A 22,596-nucleotide genomic window follows, 5' to 3' on the forward strand; every position below is an offset into this window, starting at 1 on the left:
TAAAGGAGGAAGTATGAAAAGCAGGAAAAAATATCTCTATTCGTTCGTGATGGTTTTTACTTTGATCTCTTTCGGCTCCGCGTCGGCTACCGGAGGCCCTTATGTAGATGACGGGGACGGCACAGTAAGAGACACGTTAAACGGAATCGTTTGGCAGAAATGCAGTTTCGGTCAGAACCCTTTGGATTGTTCCGGGGTTACTACGATCATGGACTGGGATTCGGCTCTCTTCTCCTGTCGAAATCTGAACTTGGCGGGAAGGACTTGGAGAGTTCCCAACGTGAAGGAACTGATGAGTTTGATCGACTACAGTCGAACTTCTTTTCCGATCATAAACATTGCGATTTTTGCAAATACCACCGGTGGTTATTATTGGTCATCGACGAGCGGAATTTCCTCGGGAATCAGTCCGGACTCGACCGTAGCGACCGACTTCAACTCGGATCCCAGAGCCTACGTCGCCACCGCGAACTCGCACCCGAGAGCGTATTCCATTCCCCGATCGACCTTGTACCGATCGATGGCGTACATCGCCGACTTCCGAATGGGAGGAAGTATCGAATTTCCAAAGGCGAATAACGCGTATCTGCGTTGTGTGAGCGGACCGTAAGTCGGCCGCGACGACCGCCCGGAGGATTTTTTTAGAAATCGCCGAACAGTGATTCTACGATTTTGTATTTCCCTGATCGTGTTGGCGGTCTGTATCGGCTGCTCCGGATCGTGGAGTCGGGAAGAAGAGGAAGATAGATTCCTACGGACCGACTCCGCCGTTGCGGTTTATCCGGATTTGACGGTTCTAAAAGATTCTCTCCAAATCCTACTCAAAACCGAAGGAAAAAAAGGACAGACCTTTTACGTTTCCCAGATAATGGATTCCCATTTTTATTTGTATTGGGAAAACGAACGGGCGATTCTCATTCTGAATCCGATCCGACCTCCGTATCAAAAGGATTACGTGACTTCCATACGTTTTCCGACCGGAAGTTCCCGGATCGAATTGAACAACGAGACGGTATTTTTCGAAAACGATATCGAAGGAAGTTCTTATCTGACGAATCGTCATTTCGTACGGAAAATTTTAGGTTACTGTCGTCGAGGAATCAGAATCGTCCTGTAGAGGACCCGCGATCCCTACCGTTTCAGCCGAGACGAAAAATGTCCGTTTTACGATCGCATCCGAAATTCACCGGATTTTTGGCCCCTCCTGCCACAGGATCGGTTGAAATATCGATCGCACAAAATGTCCCCTTCTTAAGAATGCGATAAAGTTCCAAAAGCGTAATCTTCCGCGAAAAAACATATGTATAGAAAAGAAATCGACGGTCTGCGCGCGATCGCCGTTTTGGCCGTGATCCTCAATCATTTCGATAAAAAAATCCTGCCCGGAGGATTTTTGGGCGTGGATATATTCTACGTTCTTTCCGGATTCGTCATAACCGCATCCTTGTCGGAAAAAAAATATATATCCTTTCGTGAATATACCGTGGGCTTCTGGACGAGGAGAATCAAACGTCTCGCCCCTGCGCTTTTTCTTTGTGTATCGATCACACTATTGCTTACGTTTCTTTTTTCCTCCCCGCAAATCGCGGCTTCGTTTTTAACTCTTCATACCGGGATTTTTTCCCTTTTCGGATTATCGAATCTTTTTTTATACGGAAAAGCGGCGGATTATTTTAGTACGATAGCGGAATTGAACGCGTTTACGCATACATGGTCGCTCGGCGTCGAGGAACAATTTTACCTCGTTTTCCCGTTTTTGACCTGGATCAGCGGATTTGTCACGAAAAGAAAGAACGGGGTCCGCAATTTCCTGATACTACTTTCTATTTTATCTTCTATTTCAGTAATTTATTATATTAAACTTTCCTTTACGAATCCGGTAAAGGCTTTCTACCTGATGCCGACTCGATTCTGGGAATTGGCGCTCGGTTCGATCTCGTTTCTGCTCTCTCAAAAAGTCTCGACCGAAAAAAAACGAAACGGTCTTTTTTTGGATCGAATCGTATCCGTATGTTTCGCGTCGATATTGATCCTTCTTTGTCTACCGCAGTCGGGCGTTTATTCGGAATTTTCCCCCCTCCCCGTCGTATTGTCCACCTCCGTACTTTTGTTCGCGGTCGAAAAACAATTCCTCACGGCAAGGTTTCTATCCCTGAAACCGTTCGTTTATATGGGAACCATTTCTTATTCCTTATATCTATGGCATTGGAGCGTATTATCCGTAAGCCGATGGACGATCGGAGTAAATCTCTGGACCGCTCCGTTTCAACTAACGTTCATATTTTTGTTCGCGATCGTTTCGCATAAATTTCTGGAACGTCCTCTTCGATACTCGGACTGGCCGGAACTCAGTATCGGTCCTTACTTCAAAATCGGCCCGATCGGATATTTTTTCATGACGGCGGCATTGATTTCATCCGTAACGTTATTCGTCGTTATACCGCGTTATACGACGGGGAAACTCTATTTAGGTAAGTGGGCGCTTCTTGAAAAAAAGGGAGTGGAAACCTTACAAGACGACGATTCGCACGACGGATTCGAATGGAAGGCGAAGTCCTGTATCCTTTCCTCGAACGACGAGGTCGGGAAAAAAATTCTTCCGCAAAACTGCAGCTTCGGAAATTTCAAAGAGGCAAAACGTAGATTTCTCGTGATCGGCAATTCGTTTAGCGCGGCCGAGATCGAGATGTTTAAAATTTTGGAGTCTTCCGGGGAAGGAGCCGTGATGATCACCTCTTCTTGGGGAGCGGCACCGGTTCCGAACGTGGACTATAAAGGACATTGGGACGAAGCGAATCGATACTACTGGAACGAGGTCATACCGGAATTGATCGGCAAACTTCGTCCCGAAGACGTGGTGCTCATGATCAACGACGGAGCGCCCTACTCTCCGGAAACCTTTACGAAATCCTCCGCAAAAAATCTTAACGTTTTGGAAAACGGCCTCGAGAGCTTTATCAGAAGTGCCGCACAAAAGGGTCTTTTTGTGGTGTATCAAAGCGCCAACCCGATGCTCCGGGAATCGAACTGCACCCCGGACCTGGCGACTCCGCAGAGCTGGCATGTTTTCGGAGAACCTCCCTGCAACTATTATTCACGCCAAACGAGCCTTCGCAGAAGAAAAGAATATCATGATTTACTGTTGCGCTTACGGGATAAACACGATAATTTTTTCGTATTGGATCTCTTCGACGTATTTTGCCCCTCCGAACTCTGCAGATTCTACGACGACAACGGTGTGTTCTTATACAGGGACGAATTTTCGCACCCGAGCGTCGAAGCCGGACGCCTATCCCAACCGGAACTTCTGAAAACGATCCGATCGATTCCGTTTTCGAAACGATGAATTTTACGCGACACATAGGTCCGGCTTGAAGCAAAAAGAGAATACTTATAATTACTATAATATTCGATTTTTATAAAGTTTAAAATAAGAAAGGTAGAATCGACTCCTAAGACCGCTCCGTAACGGTTTCCAAAAGCCGACCGTATCCATGAGCGAAAGATAAAAAAAGGAATAAAATACGCTCCAAAGAGAACAAGGAGCTGGAAAAAGGGAATCAATCGACTCGGGTCGAATTCCCGGAAACCGAGAAGTCACAGAGAGGATCCGCATGAAATCTTATCTTTTCGTATTTTTTCTATTGGTCAGCATTCAACAGCAATTCGGGCAGGGATACAAACAGTTCGTCCCCCAGGATTGTCCGGAATACGAATCTCACAAGGGCGTCAAAAAGGAAATCGTGACTTTGATCCGTTCGGGAAGTCCGGAAAAGAAACTCGGAATCGTTTGTTATCTCGAACACAATTTCATCGACTATGATCATCCCGATAGGCTCGATTATTCCTTCGAATTATCGTTCGACGTCGATGCGAGAATCAGTTCGGCGGCATTTCGTTATTTTACGCATCACTACAAAACGCTTAAAGAAAAATACGGATATATCAATGAATGTTATCCTACGAATACCATCAAGCACGATCAACGCCGCATCGTTATCGCCGCGAGGAATAGAATTCTTCAACTACTCAAAAACCCGGAATCGGAGATCCAAATCATAGACGCACTGAATTTGTTAAGTTACGAAAAACCGATTACGTTAGCGGATGCGGACTATTACTCCGATAACTGCAGAATCGAAGAAAATAGGACGAAACTTTTTTTCCGGAGCTTAGAGCCGCATCTCCTCTTCCTACTGGATTCAAAGAATAAGACGATCGTGAACCTGGCGAAAAGTATACTCGATCGGTACGATCGATTGACCGAAACGACGAAACAAAAACTCCGCGCGTTTCCGAATCCCACCATCGACGATATTTCCGATTTACAAAGGCGGGTGCGATCCTCGGAAGGAAATTCAGAATTCTGCAATGATCTATCGGAAGGTTTGCAGATAAAAATTTTGCGCTCGAAAGAACAATGGGCGATTCAGTGTTTTTATAGAAGTTTAAATCATCCACGAAATCAAACGAGACAAGGTCTGAAAAACGAAATCGATCGTTGTCTTGAAACTGAAAAAGAACTTCTTGGATCGGATCGTCAAAAATGTTTGGATATTCTTAGCAAAATCGCCCCCGCGGAGCGTAAAACCGCCTTCCTTTTGATCGAAAACATGAGTCGTTGTTATACGGAGAAAGGAGACATTTTATCCGAAGAATGCTCCTTTACCTCTGGATTTGGAATCGACAGATTGGATCCGGACGCTGTCCAAAAAGAGTTGTCTAAAGCATGCAAATCAAATATCCCTAATATTCAAAAAGCTGCAAACGATTTAGCGAAATGGAACCACGTCTTCCCGGATTGTACTTTCGCCAAAGAGTAAAAAAAAACGTAGAATCTTCGTAAAAACAGATCAAAAGGAACTCGTCCGATTTCGGACGAGTTATAGGACTTAGGATACGACTCCCGGATTCGATCGTTTTGATAAAGTCCGACCAAAACGGAGGATCCGTTCGTCATCCTCATTCGTTCGTTTTCGATTTTTGGGATCATGACGAGTAACGTGGACAACCTTCTCCCGTGAATTAAAAAATCCCCATACAAAACGGACTGATTCACGTTCCTTCCGGATACACTTTCGTTCCTTAAAATCAGAAATTCATTCTTGATTTCCCGTGACTCTACGAATCTATCGAATCTTTTCTCTTCCTCTTGACAGCTTCCAGGAAATCTGAACCTTGTGTGTTCGAAAAGGAGGATCATCAATGAACGATATTATTATGACGAGCATCGTCGCCGGAATCGGTGCAGCCTTGGCGGTGAGTATCGCCGCACGTCGTGGAAAAAAACTCGAGCCGAAAATTCTCAAGGAACTTCAAGACGCAGGAGGAACATTGACCTTACCCGAACTCACCAAACGAATCGGTCTCAAAGACTCTTTCTTAAACCGCGGTAAAGTCATCCAGGCGATTGCACCGATGATAGCAAGAGGCGAAGTCGTTGAAATCGACGACCCGAAGGCTACGGTTAAAAACAGGTTAGAGCTGAAACAATTCAGACTCAAATAAAAACAAAGACCAGGATATGCTTGCAGAGGGATATCTTCGGTCTACGAAAATCCCTCCTGCATATTAAACCCAGTAAAACAGCAGAACTCAGACGCCGTATCGAAACGAGTTTTCGTTTTTCAAAAAGGAGGACTTCTCGGTCTCGATTTTAGTTTAAAAGATCAAGGTCCGAGGTCGTAAGCGTGACGTTTTATCAAGAATATTGAATTCTTTTTGTTTGAGATCGTATGAAAACGAATTTTACTTTTCCGTCTCTGATTCTCGCTTAAATTCATATTATAATCAGGAATGTGTATATTTACGGATCGCTCCACCTTCCCCTGAGATCTTTGCTTCGAATACCTTGGCTTTGATCGAATATTTCGAGGATGAGTCATACTAAGATTTCCGTTTCGCAAAACACCGTTGTTGAGCGAGTCAATTGGATCAAGTTTAGCGTCATATTCGATTCTTCCTTCCGTTTCTTTGAGTGATAGGATTCTATTATAAATCGGAAAACGGCGAAGACACTTTTTCGTTTTATTTGTAAATCCATCCGCTTTTTTCAGTTTCGTTTTCACCAAGAGATAAGTGGCGAACGAACGACAATACCGCTCTTTGGCCGAAATTCCAACGTTATGCTCTTTTGGTTCAGTGTTCGCGTTAATTCTCGCGCAAAAAACCGGGAAACAACCTTCCTAATTCCGCAATCAAACTATAAAATTAATTTGACATACGAGGGCTTCTTAAAAACGCTCCAAACTCATAAAGGAGACTTAACTTATTAAATGACGACCCACTGTCTTAAGTTTGGAAAAATATCTGTTCTATTTTGTTTAATCGTATTCGGTGTAACAAATTGTGTATCGGGTACTCTTACGATGACCGGAAGAAGTTATCCACCGCTCGCCGAAACGGAACCTATCGCTGTGATCATGAGAGCGATTCCCGATTACCAAGTAGAACAAATTGGAATCGTAGAAGTTAATTGCGGACAACTAAGTGATTGTATAGAATACGTGAAAGAAAAGGCAAGGGAACAAGGCGCTGACGTGATCATACTTGCCAATTCTGAAATTGTAACTTCCGTACACTACACCCCGGGAGCTAGAGCGGGAAATACTTCTAACCCTGGCATGCTTTCAAGTCATAGCGAACAAGTTCAAACCTGGGAAATCGCCAAAAGAATCCAACGCCCTCCGGTAGAAACCAAGGAGAATAAAAGTAAGAAAAAAGTATCGGAAGAAATATAATCAAAACATAAATTTAAAACTTACCGAGTACACTTTAACGCGGATCGTTGAACGGGTCCGAAAAAGCCGAGCGAGAATGCCTTTCTAACGAAAGGCAGATAGGGAATAGGCTTCCGGTTTTTTCAACGTCGAGAGCGTTGATAATGACAAAAGCATAACATTTATGAAATAAAAAATCGAGATGAAACCGATTGCATGTATTAACGATCCTATTTGTCAACGTTACGCTCCGTCGGACTTTTACATAAAATTATTTTAAACATCGAATTTACGAAACAAGAATAAAGCGCGGAACAAAAACTACGAATCAAGGAAGAGCGGTAAAGTGGAGCTTGTTTGGACTAATTGGACAAATGCTTGTTCTTTGAATATTCAAGAAAACCGAATTTTCCATTGTATTTAACACAAATTAAACCTTCTTTAACAGAAGAAACTTTATCGAAGATCGCCTGAATTACAATTTCACCTTTTTTATTGATGAAACCATATTTTCCATTCTTTTCAAATGGGGCAATTCCTTCCGCAAAAAAGCCACTCCACTCAAAATCCGTGTCGATGACTTTCTTGCCTGTAGCGTCGATATACGTATACCTTGATTGAAATTTGACTCTTGCCAGACCATCTCTAAAGGGAAAACAATTGTCAAATTTCGGAGGAATCACCACTTCACCCTTTTTGTTGATGAATGCGTATTTATCCTTTTCTAAGACACATGATAACCCTTCGGAAAATTCTCCAACGGATTTATATTTAGCAGGAATGATAATATTACCTAATGAATCAATAAACCCGTATTTTTTATTTATTTTAACACTCGCCAACCCCTCGCTAAATTCGAACGCATCTTCGTATATTGGTTTTACAACAATCTCGTCCTGTTTATTTCTAAAACCGTATCCTCCTGAAACATCGCCAAAGGGAATCAAATTCGAATTAAAAGCATAGGGAAGATCATAAGAAGAAAGGACTTGATTACCGGCTTGATCAATATATCCGCTAAATTGACCTGTAAACACGAAAGCTAAACCTTCGCTGAAAAAGGTGCCTCCTTCATATTTCGGTTCGATGACAATATTACCTTTCTTGTCAATAAATCCAAATTTCCCATTCTGTTTTACTCCGGCTAAACCTTCGCTAAACGAAACCGCATCTTCATAGATTGGTTCAACGGTCCAGACGATAGCAATCGGTCGATTCTGCTCTCCATGTAAACTGCAAATTACCCAACACAACAATATCGCTATTTTAAAAGCAAACTTCTTCATACTAATATAACGCCCTTTTAAATTGATTTCGCCCCATTAGCATTGGGCATTGATTCAAAAAATTTCCCTGTACAATGAACTTCATACAAGATTCGAAGCATCTTTGTACAGCGATAATCTGTAAAGTTAAATGATCTTACTACTGGATTCAATTTCACTGTTTTAAAACTGAAACAACCAGTACGATGTTTTGTTTATCGGAATAACAACAACCTATTTAGCGAAGACCTAAAACCGCCGGTTTAGGAGCAATTTCAAGCTGATTCGTTTCTTTGTTTAGTTTTACTGGACGACCTTGATTTAAAAATGAGAAAACCTTATTATGAACCGGTAGCCAATACTTTTTGTCTTTTTCGATTACTTCGATTTCTCTTTCAAAATTAGATATCCAGGTCCTATAAAAGTTTATAGTATCTAAATCGTTAATGACTTTTAGCCCTTCATCAGAAATATTACGACTATTACCCGTATACTCGATCTCAGATGAGAATCTTATTGGATCAGCCATAACAGGTTTTCCATCGACAAGTTCCAGCTCGCTGATACAGTGTTTTGCTTCTTCTCCTGAATTTGCCCTTTTCCAAAAAATTGCATTGCAGCCATGTGAAACCAGCGACCTCGACCAACGATTTTTACTTTTTCTTTCAATTGCAATTTGTTTTTCAGAACTTCATAAGCGGTTTTTCCGAAAAGTCCTCCGTGCGGTCTGAGCATATTGTAATAATTTTCCCATTCCGATAACTTTTTACTCGAATCAACGTCATCCTTATATTCAAAAAGCTGATAAAACTCAGATTTACCAGTACGATGCGAACGTTCAACTTTACCGTTCAGCCGAGGCGTCCCAGGTTCAATCTAGGAATGATGTATTCCTTGGCCTTCGATATGCCAATGAAACTTCGCTTGAAATTCGGGCCCATTATCAGTTCTGATTGTATGGATTCGAAATGGGAATTTTTCTATTACGTAGTCAACAAAATCAATAGCAGATTGTTGAGTATGAGTTTGATATATTTTTAAAGCACGTATTCGAGAAGCGTCATCAATAGCCGTATATTAAAATCTCTTAATTTCTTTTCCTTTGGAATTACGGAAAGAAAGGAATTTTACATCTATTTGCACTTGATGCCCTGGAACCTTTTTTTCATATCGAATAAACGAAGACGGAAGGAAACCAGAGGCTGTTGAAAACTTCGTTCGGCACATATTACTATGTTAAACCGGAAAACTCGACGCTGTATCTAAACGAGTTTTCGTTTCTCAAAAACGTTCGAGTTCTCGGTCTTGATGTTATTTCAGAAGATCAAGGTCTGTTGAGATGTGCGAAGGGATGTTTATCGCAAGACGTCGCTTAAAAGTTTACCGAGCATTTGATCCTGAGTCTGAACCGTCTTTTGATTGGCTTCATAGGAACGATTGACCTCGATCATTTCCACCATTTCGGTAACGACACTTACGTTAGACGCTTCTAAATATCCCTGAAGCACGGAAGGCTCGTCTTTGAGTTCGAAAGGAACCGGTTCTCCCGACTCGGGGGTATCCGAGTAAAACGAATCCCCTTCCTTATCCAAATGACGCGGATTTTCAACGGTACGGATCTTGATCCGATCCAAAAGAACCGGAGTTTCAAAACGATTTTTATCAATCGAAGTTCCATTCACCGGATCGTTGCCTATTTCTCCGTTGATCCAGACTTCTCCGTTCTCTTTAATCAAAAAATTTCCTCTTGCGACACGAATCGGACCGTTCTCACCCAACAGAGGAAACCCTTGCGGAGTGACGAGATAACCGTTCGTATCCATAACGAAGGCTCCGCTTCTCGAGAGACGCTCGCCGCGATTGGTCATAACGCTGAAAAAAGCCGGATGTTCGTTTCCCGGTTTATCCTGCAACATCAGGTCGAAAGGATTCTCCGTTTTTTTTACGGCGCCTTGTTCGAAACGGGTATAAACCTCGTTCACTTCTCCGCCTAACCCTAGTTTGCCGACCAACGGAGCCGTATCGAAAGAACCCATCGGAACCTTTCCCACTCCGTCCTCGTCGAAACGATGGATCAAAAGTTCCGGAAACGTCTTGAACACGGTCGTATCTCTTTTGAAGGCCGTCTTATCCACGTTCGCGAGATTGTTGGAAATGACGTCCATTCTCGTCTGCTGAATGATCATTCCGTTAGCGCCAGTATACATTCCTCTCAACATCGTATCTTCCCCCGTTCTATTTTAGGATCGGAGAATTTCGGAAATCCCCTAACGTTTTTGAGGACATAAATCTAGTTTTTTCCCTTCCAAACCCAACGCAACGGACCCGATCCGTATCTTCCGAGACGGTCTCCCGCGTTCGTCAATTTACACTTCGACAAGGAAAGACATCCGCAACCGATACAAACCGATAACCCGCTTTTCAGAAGTTCCAATTCGCGGATTCGATCCTCGATTCTGGTAGTCCAGGTTCTCGACAACTTCGACCAATCCTGTCCGGTGGGGGTGTAATCTTCGGGAAGTTTGGAAACCTCGTTTCCGATCTCATCCAAAGAAAGCCCTACTTTCTGCGCGAATACGATGAAGGCGATTCTTCTCAAAACGTGCCTCGGATAACGCCTATGACCCGAGGATGATCTCTGCGATACGATCAAACCCCGCTCCTCGTAAAATCGAAGCGCAGAAGAAGCCACCCCGCTCCGTTTTGCGACTTGGCTGATACTCAACAATTCCTCTTTGTCCATTTCCGTTCTTTTCCTTTTTTGAATTCCGGATCGATCGTTCTACTCGATTTACCGCCGTTCGCCTTTTTTCGCAGTTCTGTTTCGGGTAAAATTATTCCGAAAAGTTAAAGTTAACTTTAGCTTTAATTTTTTCCCTTTTGATTCCATTCAGACTTTGATAGAAAACCCGTTCTAAAACGGAACTTTTTTTGAAAATTCGGTAAAAAATTAGAAAGGTGGGTTTACTTAAAGCGGACTTTAACTTATAGAATTAAAAACGGCCGAATACATCGGCACGGACATACTATGACCTCGAAAAAAGAATCGAACCTACTTCCAAGGAAGAACCTCTCCTACCGTAAACCGAAAAGGCGATCATTCCCGTTTCTGAAAAATGATTGCTCGAATCCGGAGGCCGCGCGCTCCTAATCCAATGTTCGTCTAACGGAATCCTGTGTTCCGGTTTTGCCCCGATTTTCCAAGGAAACATTATGAAATCCTCATTTACTAAATATCAGACATTCGTGATCGCCTTATTGGCGTTCGTTCAATTCACCGTCGTTCTCGACTTTATGATTCTATCTCCTCTCGGAGTCCAGGTGATGGAATCTCTGAAAATCTCGACGGATCAGTTCGGATTGGTAGTTTCCGCATACGCGTTCAGCGCCGGTTTCGCGGGGATTCTTTCCGCGGGATTCGCGGATAAATTCGATCGAAAGAAGTTCCTTCTGTTTTTTTACGCAGGTTTCGTCCTTGGAACCGCGTTATGCGGCATGGCCACTTCGTACGATTTCCTTCTTTTCGCGAGGATCGTAACCGGTCTTTTCGGAGGCGTCATCGCATCGGTGAGTTTCGCGATCATAGCGGATCTTTTCCCGCTCGAAACCAGAGGAAGGGTGATGGGTTTCGTCATGACGGCGTTCGCCGCAAGTCAGGTGTTCGGTCTTCCGTTGGGAGTGTTTATCTCCAACCACTGGGGCTGGCAATCCACGTTTTGGCTGATCACGTTCGTAAGCGGCGCGGTGGGAATTCTAATTCTCTTATCCTTACAACCGATCGACGCGCATCTCAAAGCGAAAAACCAGAAAAACGCGCTCCTACATCTTTTACAGACCGCAGGAAGAAGAAGTTATTTTCCCGGTTTTATCGCCACCATGTTCCTCGCGACGGGAGGATTTATGCTGATGCCTTTCGGAAGCGCGTTCACCGTTCACAATCTCAAAATTCCTCTCACAGATCTTCCTATGATTTATATGATCACTGGAATCGTAAGCATCGGAGCGGGTCCGATTCTGGGACGCGCGGCCGATTCCTTCGGCAAGTACGTCGTTTTCGCGGGCGCGTCGATCGCCGCGATCGCGATCATTCTACTGTATACGAGAATGGGGGCCACTCCTCTTTGGCTGGTCATACTGATCAACTCATCGCTTTTTATACCGATCACGGGAAGGGTAATTTCGGCTAACGCGTTGACGTCCGCGGTTCCCGATATTCCGGACCGGGGTGCGTATATGGCGATCAGCTCTTCCCTACAACAGTTTTCGGGAGGAATCGCCGCTTATTCCGCGGGCTGGATCGTGGTCCAAACTCCGAGCGGATATCTGAAAGGATACGAGACTCTGGGATACGTCGTCGCGGTTTCGATAACGGTAACCGTTTTTCTGATGTATCGCGTGGATCGACTCGTATATTCCAAATCCAATCCTACGAACAAACAGAATCCTCCCCTGGAGCCGGAAGTTTCATTAGAAAGTTAGAATATTCAATAATAAAAATATGTTTTTATTTGGGGGGCGGTTTTTTAAACGCGAATTCTGACCGAGTAAAAGCGGCGGAAACGAAAAATGGAAACGCGCACTCCGTTTCGAGAGGAGCCGCTCAGAACGTCTTACCATGGGATTTCGATTTTTATCGCGGATTTTCAAAAACATCGTCCTTTTTTAAAACGACAAAAAAACCGCACCTACGACGGAAAGTCGGTTTCCCGATTTTCCGGGTCCGAATTGTTCTTGATTTATAAGATCCGGTTTCTTATCTCATACCAGGACAAGGAATTCTTTCGAAAATAAGAAATCGTTTTCGTCCTTTATAGTATGGATTCAGTCCGTTTCGAAACGTCCTTATCTACCGTCAAACGCCGCAAAAAACAAACCTTTTCCGTTCGTTTCGTTTTGATGCTTTTGTTGTCCACTTTCGGTTGTGTAAAACCGATTTACAACGGGGAAATCCCTTTTTCCAAAGCCTGGTGGGAGTTGAAACTTCTTTCTTGTACGTTCACCGGTGCTTGTGTGGACGATTCCCCTCCTTCCGTTTCGGTTATCAATCTTACGGCGACCCGCACTTCCTACTTAGAATCAGGATTTATCGTAGGCACGGCTTCGGACGACGATTCTCTTTCACAGGTGGAAGTCAGTCTGGACTCGGGTCCGTTTTTTCCCACGCTCGGTTTGACGCAGTGGCGTTTCGCGGTTCCGCTTTCCTGGAGAGAAGGAAGTCTTCATACGGTTCGGATAAGGGCGTTGGACTTCGGAGGAAACGTTTCTCCGATCCTCGATTTTTCCGTGCGTAAAGGAAACAACAAAGACGCGAACGGAGACGGATTTCCGGATGCGGCCGTGTTAGCTACGTTATTCGGCATCGATAGAAGCGGGAGTGTTTATCTCTATTACGGTTTAGACAGAAATTCCGTTAATCCGACAAACTTCTCCGATGCGAACGTCACGCTCAGCGGCGCGGCCAATAACTCGTTCGGATATGCGCTTCGATTGGCGGACGTAAACGGAGACGGATACGCGGATCTGATCGCCGGCGCCTCTTTGGAATACGGAGGCGGAAACGGAAATCTGTATATCTTTTATAGCCGAGGTCAAATTGGGATCGTGGGAACCAGTTATCTCGACGCGGATCTCGTCTTAAATGCGGGAGCGAATACGCTTCTCGGATACGGAGTTGCGGTAGGAGACGTCAACGGGGACGGAATCATGGACGTCGCCGGAGTGGGATATTCCGGAACCGGAATCGCGCGAATCTACCACGGCTCTACGACCGGAGTTTCCACGACTCCCGACACGAGCATCAACGGACCGGGAAGTAACTTCGGCTCCGCCGTAGAACTCGGAGATTTTAACGGGGACGGGTTTGCGGATCTTGTGGTAAACGACAATATCTTTGCAGGCAATGCCGGTAGAATCTGGATTTTTCAGAGTACGGGAGTTGCGGGAATTACGGCGACCAGCGTAGCCGGTGCGGCGATGACCCTCACCGGAGCGGGCGGAGGAAACCAGTTCGGAATCTCCATGGGAAGTGGGGATATCAACCGGGACGGGTTTGCGGATTTGGTCGTAGGAGCTCCCGCCCTCGGAGCCGCGTATATTTTTTTCGGAAGCGCGGTAGGATTGACCGGGACACTTTCCACGCACGCAAACCAAACCTTACCTGGGGCGGCCAGTTTTGGAGGTGGGATTGCCTTGGGAGATATGAACGGAGACGGATTTTTGGATCTTGCCGTACAATGCGCCACCTTTGCGGGCAACCAAGGAAGACTGGAACTTTACCCGTATTCCGGAGGAACGATTTCGACGACCGCATCGAATATCATTCTCGGAGAAGCGGCCGGGGACGTTTTCGGAAGTCCTACAATTTCCGATTTCAACGGAGACGGATTTGCGGATCTGCTCGCGGGGGCGCCCGGATACAATACGGCAGACGGAAGATTCTATTTTTTTAGAAGCACAGGCCTCGCGGGAATCGTTGCTCCTGCCGCCACGGGAGCCGACTTTTTCGTCAACGGAGCGGCCAATACCGAATTCGGAGCCAATTTCAACCGATAAACGAAGTCGTTTTTTGCAACCTCCGGGCCCATCCGATCTCCAAATAACCGTATGCAAAAACAAACAACTTCCGACGAAAGAAACGATCGTCCCCGCAAATACAGGGCTCCCGACGCGGAACCGGGCGTCCACCCGGGGAGTTCCCACAGAGTCAGAAAAGTTCTCCGTTGGTTCGGAGGAATTTACGGAAGCCTCCGTTACAAAACCGAGGTACACGGTTTGGAAAACGTTCCCAAAGAAGGAACCGTTCTCGTACTCGTAAAACACCAAAGAAACGACGATATCCCGGTCGGATTGGCCAAAGCCCTGTATAAGGTGCGTTGGGATATCTGGGCGATCATGAAGGATTCCATGGCAGCTCCGATGTTTTTCGATTTTTTTCTGAAATGCGGCGGAATTCCTCTCAACCGAAACGAACCTCGTAAAAGCAAACGAGATCTTTTGTTCGCAAAAAAGACATTATACAACGGTAATATGCTCGTGATCTTTCCGGAACAAACGACGGTGCCTTACAAAATGGGCAAAGGAAGACCGGGCGCGTTTCGATTCATCGTAGGCAAACCGGAAAACCCTCTTCCGGTCCTTTGTCTCGGATTGGATTACAGACCGAAAGGATTTTTACGGAGAACCTCGCTTACGATCCGGATCGGAGAAGTGAAACATCTTCACCCGGACGCGGATCCGGAGGAATTTTTACACGAAAGGATGCACGAGATCGCGACGTTGACGAATATGAAATACCCGTTTCAGTTTAAAAAATCGGAAAAGGAATTCTCGGAAGAATCGGATTCCGCCAAAATTACGGAAACAGCACAATGAAAATCCCCGAAGCGAGAGGCAACAAACGCGCGTTACTCGTGGAAGGAGGAGGAATGAAAGGAGCCTTCGCCGGAGGAGCATTACATTCTTTGCATACGTTGGTTTCTCCGAAACACTTCGACCTCGTGGTGGCCGTATCCTCTGGAGCGTGTTCCGCTGCCTATTACGTGACCATGCCCGAACCGGAACCGGAAAAAAATCTCAAAACCCTCGCCATCTGGTATTTCGAATTGGCGGGAAGAAAGTTGATTTCTCCGTTTCATCCTTTCCGCGGAAAGACGTTTTTGGATCAGGAATATCTTGTGGACGACCTATTCGGAAAAAAATATCCGCTTCCCGCGGAGAATTTCGAAAAGTCCGGACTACCCGAATTCCGCGTCGCCGTAAGTAATCTGCAAACCAGAACGATCGAATACGTGCGCGCCACTTCCTCGAACATATTCGATCTTTTGAAAGCAGCCACCGCGCTCCCCATCGCGACCCGAGGAAAACACAAGGTGAACGGAACAACTTACGCAGACGCGGCGGTGCTCAACCCCCTGCCACTCGAGGATTTGATCGAAGCGGGATATAAGGATATTACGATAGTCTTAAATTCTCCCGTGGAACGTGTATCGCCCCCTTTCGGAATGTTCACGAGCCTTTTATCGTTTCCTAAGGATTGGAAAATGGCGAAACTCATGAGCCGCTGGCACCACCATCACTTCAACATCGCGAGGGCGGTCGCACAAAAACCTCCCGTCGGAGTCAAAATTCATACGATCTCGCCGGAAGAACCGTTGCCGGTAACTCTCGTAACGACGAACGGAAACAAACTCAGGGAAGCAGTAGAATTGGGAATTCGCAAAGGAGAAGAGATTTCCCGGATGTTACTAAAAACGTTTGCACCGCTTCGCGAATCCAAAGAAGGGGATTCGAAACGAAAATCCAAAACCGGAACGGGCGCAAAAACAACGAAACTCGTAAGACCCGCACCGAAACGGAAAAAAACCGTCTCCAAAAATAAAAAATCGACCCAACAGACCAAGCCTAAGACCGCAAAAACGAAAAAATGAAACGAAGTGGAAATCGCATGCGATCGGACTTCGTTTTCCCGCACATTTGGAAACCGACGCCGGAGCGGATTTTCGTTTTCGAATCGGCGACAATCGAATTAGTTAAGAATTTCATGTTTTTCTCATACAAACAACGTCAAAAAAAACGCCGGAAGATAAATTTCCGACGCGAAGGAACGTATAAACGAATTACTGTTTGAGTTTTTCCATGATATAAGCGTCCACGGAATAGGCCCCTCCTCCCGCTATCAACAAGACGAGCGCCATAACGATCGCGAGTATATGATATTCAAAACCCTCTCCCGCCTGGTTTCCGAACCAATTCATGAAAAATCCGTTCTGCCTGACGAAAACGGCAGCTCCGATCATGGTAAGCGCGATTCCGAACGCGGACAACTTGGTGCAAAAACCGAAGATGAGCCCGAGCGCACCGAAAAATTCCGCCAGAATCACGAGAAACGCGACGAAGGAAGGAACTCCGATTGAATTAAAAAAAGAGATCGTCGCCCCGAAACCTGAACCGCCGAACCAGCCCAATAATTTTTGGGCGCCGTGCGGAAGTATTACGATTCCGAGTCCGACCCTCACGAAAGTAAGAATAAGATTCGTATCGGTTTGAAAGATTTTTTCGATCATTGAATTCTCCTAATGATGATCGAACTATAGGGGAAGAAACCTGGAATGTAAATGGACGGTTTCGATATTTTACGGTGTTTTTCGTCCTGTGTTCCGGAAAGATTCGGGAGAAACTCCGCAACGAGCCCGGAAGTATCGACTAAAATAGGCGTTGTCCGAGAAACCCAATTCACATGATATTTGTGTAATATTCAAATTCGAATGTATAAGAAGACGTTTGATCTCCAGAGTCAAACGTTCGTGAACGACGGACTTCGCCGATTTGCCCAAGGTTTCGTGACAGATGCGGTTGAGAGTGTTCGGAGCGATCCCGAGTCTGCGCGAATAAAAGGAAGTGTTCCTTTGTTTTAGGAAATTTTCCTCCAGCAATTTCTGAAACCGAGCCGCGATCGGATCAGGCGGCAATACGTCCTCCGGAACCGAGTCGTATTCCTTTTTCGCTTGAAAAAGAACCACCTGACTGAGTAAGGAAAGCATCCTTCGTTCCGAATTCCGCTCGTTTTCCTCCAAAAGCCTCGAAAAATCGGAACGCAGACGTTTCGGATCGGAAAGGATCAACTTGGACTTCGCCGAACCGAATCTGAAATACGGGAGTTCCCGCAACATCGTAGGATTTCCGCCTTCTTCGGAAAAAAAATCCTGCGAAATTTTTAATGCGAAACCGCGGACCGGTGAAAGAAATTTCCACGAATGAACCTGTCCCGGTTTCAAAAAGAAAAGTGAATCGGATTCGATCGAGAATTCCTGAAAGTCGATCGTATGAGTCCCTTTTCCTTTCAAAAAGAAAAAAAGCGCGAAATACGTATGCCTATGCGAGCTGTCATACTCTCGAAAATCGGGAGGCAGATCCTCCAATCTTCCCACATAAAATTTAGGTTCTGCGGAATCCGGTAAAACGTCTTCCAAATCCAAAACCGGAGGTTTGTGTTCGACCTTCGACATATCGTTCCAACTCCTATCATCCGAACGGAAATGCAATTATTAACGAAGCGGTTTCTACGTTTTTTTATTTATAAACCGACTCCGCAAATCCAAAAACGACCCGAATCCTACGCGTTAGAAGCCGACGTCCTCGAAACATAAAAACGATCATTCTGATTTATTAAAACCCAGAATGCCCGGTTTATAAGCATAGCATAACGTGTTTTCTAGAACGCATATCATTACGTTTCGATAATAAAAGCGGAACCTTTGAAATGATTCTTGCAAACATTATTCGTCGAAAGGACAAAAGACCAAGATGCCCAAGACCAACTTCGACATACTCTGGATCATACTTTCTTCCGGACTCGTATTTTTTATGCAGGCCGGTTTTCTTTGTTTAGAGTCTGGTTTAACGAGAACGAAAAATTCGATCAACGTAGCGATCAAGAACATCACCGATTTCGGAATCGCCACTTTGATCTTTTACGCCGTCGGTTTCGGAACTATGTTCGGAGCGAGCGCAAACGGTTTGATCGGTGTCGATAATTTTTTTCCGGCCTTCTCCACGGATCATCCCGAAATCGCGGTTTTTTTTCTCTTCCAATTGATGTTCTGCGGAACCGCCGCCACGATCGTATCCGGCGCGGTCGCGGAGCGTATGAAATTCGGAGCTTATATCGCCGTGACCGCGGTCATTTCCTCCGTGATCTATCCGGTTTTTGGACATTGGGTTTGGGGAAAAGACCTTCAACAATGGGAAGTTACGACGGGCTGGCTCGGTAAATTAGGTTTCGTCGATTTCGCGGGTTCTACCGTCGTTCACAGCGTAGGCGGATGGGTCGGTTTAGCAGCGATGAAAATAATCGGAAATAGATCCGGAAGATACGAGGAAGACGGAAGCGTTCGTTACATAACGGGACACAACCTTCCCCTTGCCATGCTCGGAACTCTGATTCTCTGGCTTGGATGGATCGGATTCAACGGAGGAAGTACTTTGGCGTTCACTTCTTTCGTTCCTAAGATCATCGTCAATACGATGTTCGCCGCAGCCGGAGGAATGGCGTCCGCCCTCGTATACGGATGGATCCGCCTCCGATACGCCGAAGCGACCTTACCGTTAAACGGCGCTTTGGCGGGATTAGTCGCGATAACAGCATCCTGTAACGCGGTAACTTCCTTCGACTCGGTAATCATAGGATTAGTTGCAGGAATCCTTATGTTCGAAACACGATCCTTCCTTGACAAAATCCGAATGGACGACGCAGTAGGCGCCGTTCCGGTACACTTAGCCGCGGGGATCTGGGGAACCGTCGCCGTTGGAATATTCGGAGATCTTAATATTATCGGTACCGGTCTGGATAGGACGGAACAGATTCAGGTGCAAACGATCGGAATCATTGTCTGCGGAATATTGGCCTTCGGCGTGAGTTTTTCCGTATTCAGTCTGATCAACCGATTTTTCGCCTTCCGAGTTTCGCAACAAAACGAATACCAAGGATTGAATTACACCGAACACAGAGCCACTACGGAATTGATCGATTTGTTTTTAGAGATGGAATACCAAAAACGTACCGGCGATCTGAGTAAGGACCTTTCCATCGAGCCGTTTACGGAAGTGGGACAAATCGCGGAACGTTACAATCTCGTGTTAGGAAAAATCAGGATGAACCTGAGAGAAAAGGAAATTCTTACCAAACGACTCGAGGAAAATCTAAATCTAATTCAAAACGACCTATCCACCGCGAAAAAAATCCAATCGGGAATACTCTCTCAAAAAGATAGGAATATCGGTGAATTGGAAGTCATAGTGAGTTATCTCCCGTTAAGCGAAATCGGAGGCGACTTTTTCGATATCATGGAACTGAAACCCGGGCTGACTCGCGTATTTTTGGCCGATGCTACCGGTCACGGAATCCAAGCCGCGTTGATAACGATGGCGATCAAGGCGATTTACGAATCTTTAAAACGGGGAATCTACACCGTGACGGAGATATTATATCACTTAAACAACGAGTTTCTACATACGTTCAAGAATTTGAATCAGTTCTTCACGTGTATAGTGGTAGACATCGACACTAATTCGGGTAACGTGCGTTATGCGTCCGCAGGGCATATTCCCCAGTATCTCGTCACAGAAAACGAAATGTATACGTTGGAAAAAACGGGAAGGATCGTGGGAGCGATTTCCAAAACCTCGTACAGCTCTAACGATATAAAGATCGCACCCGGTTGTAAGCTGATTCTTTTTACGGACGGTCTCGTGGAACAGTGGAATTCAGAAAAGGAGGAGTTCGGGGAAAACAGGGTGGAAACGATCGTTCGAACGTTTTATTCGAGATCGATACGCGAAGGAATCGATACGATCTTAAAAGAACAGGAACGTTTTTTATCTGGGGTTCCCAAACAGGACGACATTTCGGTGATAGGAATCCACTGGAAACAAACTTGATACACGAACACCTCTCATAGTTTGATTCCGAAGATACGATTGTAGGTTTTTCCGTTATGCGTCGTCCTGCTATACACGAATTTTAGTAGGGAGAACTTTTCGAAACCGGTCTCGTCTTCGAATTCGTATTGCCACAACAAACCGCCTAACAACGGTAATCCGAGACTTCCCATAGAACGATAACCGCGTTCCGCTTTGGACTCCGAAAAAAAGGCCAGACCGCCGAGTATTTTCGTGTTTTCTTCCCTGTCGATCCGGGATCGATTTTTATAATACAAAAGACCCAAACCCGCCAAAGTCAACGAACCGTCCTTATCTGCGGAATGATAGGTAAGGATCGGCGGAGCCAACAATGAGGAAGAATCCGCCGTTTCACTATAACGGTAGATCGGCAGAAAATTCTGAATCCTCTCCTGAGGAGAATTGAGATAACGGATCCAGAGAAAGTTCCAGTCGGTCATAACAGGAGAACTTTCGTAACCCGCCAAAACTCCGCCTAACACCGCCCAACGGGTTCGATCCTTTTCGAATTCGGAATGAAAAACTCCCAGAAACAAGGACAACTCAGTCTTTTGTTCCCGGATCGAGTTTTTGATATCGAAAAGATAAAGGAAATTGGAACGTACATACTCGGAAGACCTTCCCCTGTATAACCCCATTAAAAAAAAGGAATATTCTGGATTATTCATGTTTCTTGAATAATAAAAAAGAGGCAGAAAAGCAGAGGTTTTATCTCCGGTCGCATCCTCCTTGGAAAAATACAAACTCGGAAAAAGAAAAAAGCTGAACGAACCGTCGTAGTCGTTTCTTTGATAATCCAGAAAAATTCCCAAAAGATTGGTTCTCGATTGAACTTTACCTTCGAATTCGCGGTAACTTCTATAAGCGAGGACTGGAATCACGGTCCGATAAGAATCTACTCCGTTTCGATTGGAGTTCTTATAAAACACGAACGGAAATAGATACCAACTCGACTCGTATTCTTTCGAAGTAACTTCTTTTTCGTATCCGAATAAAGCGAACGCGGCTTTTAAGGAAACGGACTCGTTGCCTTCGCCCGGATATCCGGTCTTTTTGTAATTCGCAAAAACGAGCCAGTCGAAACCGTATACGTCCTTTTTGAGCTTATCCTCCCTGATTCTGCTTTCGAAGGTATACAACAAAGGCAAAGGAAGAATCGGATAAAACCGATCGACGGAATAGTTCCCGTCCGCACTTTCCTGTTGCGATTTCGATTGAAAGAACAACGGAGTGAAAATCTTCGAATCCGTATAACCTCGTTTAGAGGTTTCCTCTTTTTCGTACCAAAAAGGAAGAAACATAACGCGTTTCATTCCGGAGCTCCGATCGGATTTCGTTCCTGCCAATAATAATATCGTCGTCTCCGAAGAGTTTTCGGTTTCTTCGTTAGAATACAGAATCGGGATAACATCCGAAGAATACTTCAATACTCCCGCTTCGAAAATACGTTTGCGAAAATAGAATAAGGACGCGTTCCAGGAATACGATTCCCGTTGTGACGACGTTTCGTGGTCGAAACCGAAAATCCCGCCTAACAGCAATTTAACGTTCATCCGATTTTCCAGAGAAAGCGACGATCGGCTCCGCTCGTAATTGGCCAGGAAAATCCAATTCCAACCCGAAATTTCACGGACGTTCTTCGACTCCGGAGAAGTCGAGTTCGGCGTTTCGACGACTCGGTCATACTTGTATAAAAGCGGAATCGGAAGAAAAAGATCCGATTCGGAAACGATCGAATTCCCTTCCATAGTTTCTTGTGTGGAAGAATAAAACAAAGGACTGATCCAAACAACCTTCTTTACTCGCAGGGAAGCGTCTTCGGTATTTCTATACAGGAACAACGGAGTATAAATGTTTTTCCGTCGGAACGAGGCCGTTCCCCCGGACCATCGATCCTCGAAATTCGTATAATAGAACGGAAAAAAAAGCGAATAACCGGAGTTAGCTGATACTCCGTTTTTATCGTAGTTGTCCGCGCGAGAATGATACAACGGAAATAAAATTCCGTGAAAGGAGGAAGTCTCTCTCATGCCGGTCCTTTCTTTGGAACGGTAATACAGTAGACTTTTAGTCGTAGTCGATTCCGCCGATTCTCGATGTGTGAATAAAGGAAAAAAATGATAAGCGACTTCGTCTTTGGATCGGGAATACTTAGT

The 22,596-nt window shown here is 45.1% G+C and carries 19 protein-coding genes and 2 pseudogenes; 13 read left to right on the forward strand and 8 right to left on the reverse strand.

What is annotated here, in order from left to right:
* The first annotated feature begins 13 nt into the window (after window positions 1–13).
* From EHQ17_RS06470 to EHQ17_RS06495, 6 genes are all read left to right on the forward strand, one after another.
* Window positions 14–610, forward strand: a complete 597-nt coding sequence (locus EHQ17_RS06470) for an Lcl C-terminal domain-containing protein (RefSeq protein WP_167881237.1) — start codon at window positions 14–16, stop codon at window positions 608–610.
* A gap of 48 nt (window positions 611–658) precedes the next feature.
* Window positions 659–1,117: a hypothetical protein gene (locus EHQ17_RS06475; RefSeq protein WP_135592585.1), complete on the forward strand. Its 459-nt coding sequence runs from the start codon at window positions 659–661 to the stop codon at window positions 1,115–1,117.
* Window positions 1,118–1,300: 183 nt separating this feature from the next.
* On the forward strand, window positions 1,301–3,346 hold the full coding sequence (locus tag EHQ17_RS06480) for an acyltransferase family protein (protein WP_135592587.1): 2,046 nt from the start codon (window positions 1,301–1,303) through the stop codon (window positions 3,344–3,346).
* Window positions 3,347–3,614: 268 nt separating this feature from the next.
* Window positions 3,615–4,823: a hypothetical protein gene (locus EHQ17_RS06485; RefSeq protein WP_135592589.1), complete on the forward strand. Its 1,209-nt coding sequence runs from the start codon at window positions 3,615–3,617 to the stop codon at window positions 4,821–4,823.
* Window positions 4,824–5,220: 397 nt separating this feature from the next.
* Window positions 5,221–5,508: a hypothetical protein gene (locus EHQ17_RS06490; RefSeq protein ID WP_135592651.1), complete on the forward strand. Its 288-nt coding sequence runs from the start codon at window positions 5,221–5,223 to the stop codon at window positions 5,506–5,508.
* A gap of 767 nt (window positions 5,509–6,275) precedes the next feature.
* Window positions 6,276–6,740, forward strand: a complete 465-nt coding sequence (locus tag EHQ17_RS06495; protein WP_135592591.1) for an LA_1841 family salt-regulated protein — start codon at window positions 6,276–6,278, stop codon at window positions 6,738–6,740.
* A gap of 341 nt (window positions 6,741–7,081) precedes the next feature.
* Here the strand turns inward: EHQ17_RS06495 and EHQ17_RS06500 are convergent, their stop codons facing one another.
* The 3 genes and pseudogenes from EHQ17_RS06500 to EHQ17_RS20125 all read right to left on the reverse strand — a co-directional run.
* Window positions 7,082–8,005: a WG repeat-containing protein gene (locus EHQ17_RS06500; protein WP_135592593.1), complete on the reverse strand. Its 924-nt coding sequence runs from the start codon at window positions 8,003–8,005 to the stop codon at window positions 7,082–7,084.
* A 217-nt stretch (window positions 8,006–8,222) separates the two neighbouring features.
* Window positions 8,223–8,513: a hypothetical protein gene (locus EHQ17_RS19755; RefSeq protein ID WP_246057432.1), complete on the reverse strand. Its 291-nt coding sequence runs from the start codon at window positions 8,511–8,513 to the stop codon at window positions 8,223–8,225.
* 143 nt (window positions 8,514–8,656) lie between these two features.
* Window positions 8,657–9,157, reverse strand: a pseudogene (locus EHQ17_RS20125) (integrase core domain-containing protein); the annotation flags it as partial.
* Between the two features lie 14 nt (window positions 9,158–9,171).
* Between EHQ17_RS20125 and EHQ17_RS20130 the strand changes: the two are divergent.
* Window positions 9,172–9,360: pseudogene (locus EHQ17_RS20130) on the forward strand (hypothetical protein); the annotation flags it as partial.
* On the opposite strand, the gene EHQ17_RS06525 reads toward EHQ17_RS20130, so the two are convergent.
* Both EHQ17_RS06525 and soxR read right to left on the reverse strand, forming a co-directional pair.
* The gene (locus tag EHQ17_RS06525; protein WP_135592595.1) at window positions 9,340–10,203 is read right to left on the reverse strand and encodes a flagellar hook-basal body protein; all 864 of its coding nucleotides are present in this window, start codon (window positions 10,201–10,203) and stop codon (window positions 9,340–9,342) included. The pseudogene EHQ17_RS20130 and the gene EHQ17_RS06525 overlap by 21 nt on opposite strands.
* A gap of 71 nt (window positions 10,204–10,274) precedes the next feature.
* Entirely contained in the window at window positions 10,275–10,727 is a 453-nt protein-coding gene (gene soxR / locus EHQ17_RS06530) for a redox-sensitive transcriptional activator SoxR (protein WP_135592597.1), read from the reverse strand.
* Window positions 10,728–11,197: 470 nt separating this feature from the next.
* Between soxR and EHQ17_RS06535 the strand changes: the two genes are divergently transcribed.
* The 5 genes from EHQ17_RS06535 (at window position 11,198) to EHQ17_RS06555 (ending at window position 16,410) form a co-directional block, all read left to right on the forward strand.
* Complete coding sequence (locus tag EHQ17_RS06535) at window positions 11,198–12,463, forward strand: MFS transporter (RefSeq protein WP_135592601.1); 1,266 nt, start codon at window positions 11,198–11,200, stop codon at window positions 12,461–12,463.
* An 87-nt stretch (window positions 12,464–12,550) separates the two neighbouring features.
* Entirely contained in the window at window positions 12,551–12,775 is a 225-nt protein-coding gene (locus EHQ17_RS06540; protein WP_135592603.1) for a hypothetical protein, read from the forward strand.
* 24 nt (window positions 12,776–12,799) lie between these two features.
* A complete protein-coding gene (locus EHQ17_RS06545) occupies window positions 12,800–14,536 on the forward strand; it encodes an FG-GAP repeat domain-containing protein (RefSeq protein WP_135592605.1) in 1,737 nt (578 codons plus the stop codon).
* A gap of 51 nt (window positions 14,537–14,587) precedes the next feature.
* Window positions 14,588–15,355, forward strand: a complete 768-nt coding sequence (locus EHQ17_RS06550) for a lysophospholipid acyltransferase family protein (protein WP_135592607.1) — start codon at window positions 14,588–14,590, stop codon at window positions 15,353–15,355.
* Window positions 15,352–16,410 (forward strand): patatin-like phospholipase family protein, encoded by a 1,059-nt coding sequence (locus EHQ17_RS06555; RefSeq protein ID WP_135592609.1) that lies wholly within the window; start codon window positions 15,352–15,354, stop codon window positions 16,408–16,410. The genes EHQ17_RS06550 and EHQ17_RS06555 overlap by 4 nt, the downstream gene beginning before the upstream one ends.
* A 189-nt stretch (window positions 16,411–16,599) precedes the next feature.
* Here EHQ17_RS06555 and EHQ17_RS06560 read toward each other — a convergent pair whose 3' ends face one another.
* On the reverse strand, window positions 16,600–17,046 hold the full coding sequence (locus EHQ17_RS06560; RefSeq protein WP_135592611.1) for a DoxX family protein: 447 nt from the start codon (window positions 17,044–17,046) through the stop codon (window positions 16,600–16,602).
* A 69-nt stretch (window positions 17,047–17,115) separates the two neighbouring features.
* A complete protein-coding gene (locus EHQ17_RS06565) occupies window positions 17,116–17,988 on the reverse strand; it encodes a helix-turn-helix domain-containing protein (protein ID WP_135592613.1) in 873 nt (290 codons plus the stop codon).
* 298 nt (window positions 17,989–18,286) lie between these two features.
* Here EHQ17_RS06565 and amt point away from each other — a divergent pair, with 298 nt between their 5' ends.
* On the forward strand, window positions 18,287–20,419 hold the full coding sequence (amt, locus tag EHQ17_RS06570) for an ammonium transporter (protein WP_135592615.1): 2,133 nt from the start codon (window positions 18,287–18,289) through the stop codon (window positions 20,417–20,419).
* 14 nt (window positions 20,420–20,433) lie between these two features.
* On the opposite strand, the gene EHQ17_RS20385 is transcribed toward amt, so the two are convergent.
* A complete protein-coding gene (locus EHQ17_RS20385; RefSeq protein ID WP_425460683.1) occupies window positions 20,434–22,470 on the reverse strand; it encodes an LA_1737 family protein in 2,037 nt (678 codons plus the stop codon).
* Between the last annotated feature and the right edge of the window lie 126 nt (window positions 22,471–22,596).

The organism is Leptospira gomenensis, assembly GCF_004770155.1.
In the GTDB taxonomy this organism is placed as follows: Bacteria; Spirochaetota; Leptospiria; order Leptospirales; family Leptospiraceae; genus Leptospira; species Leptospira gomenensis.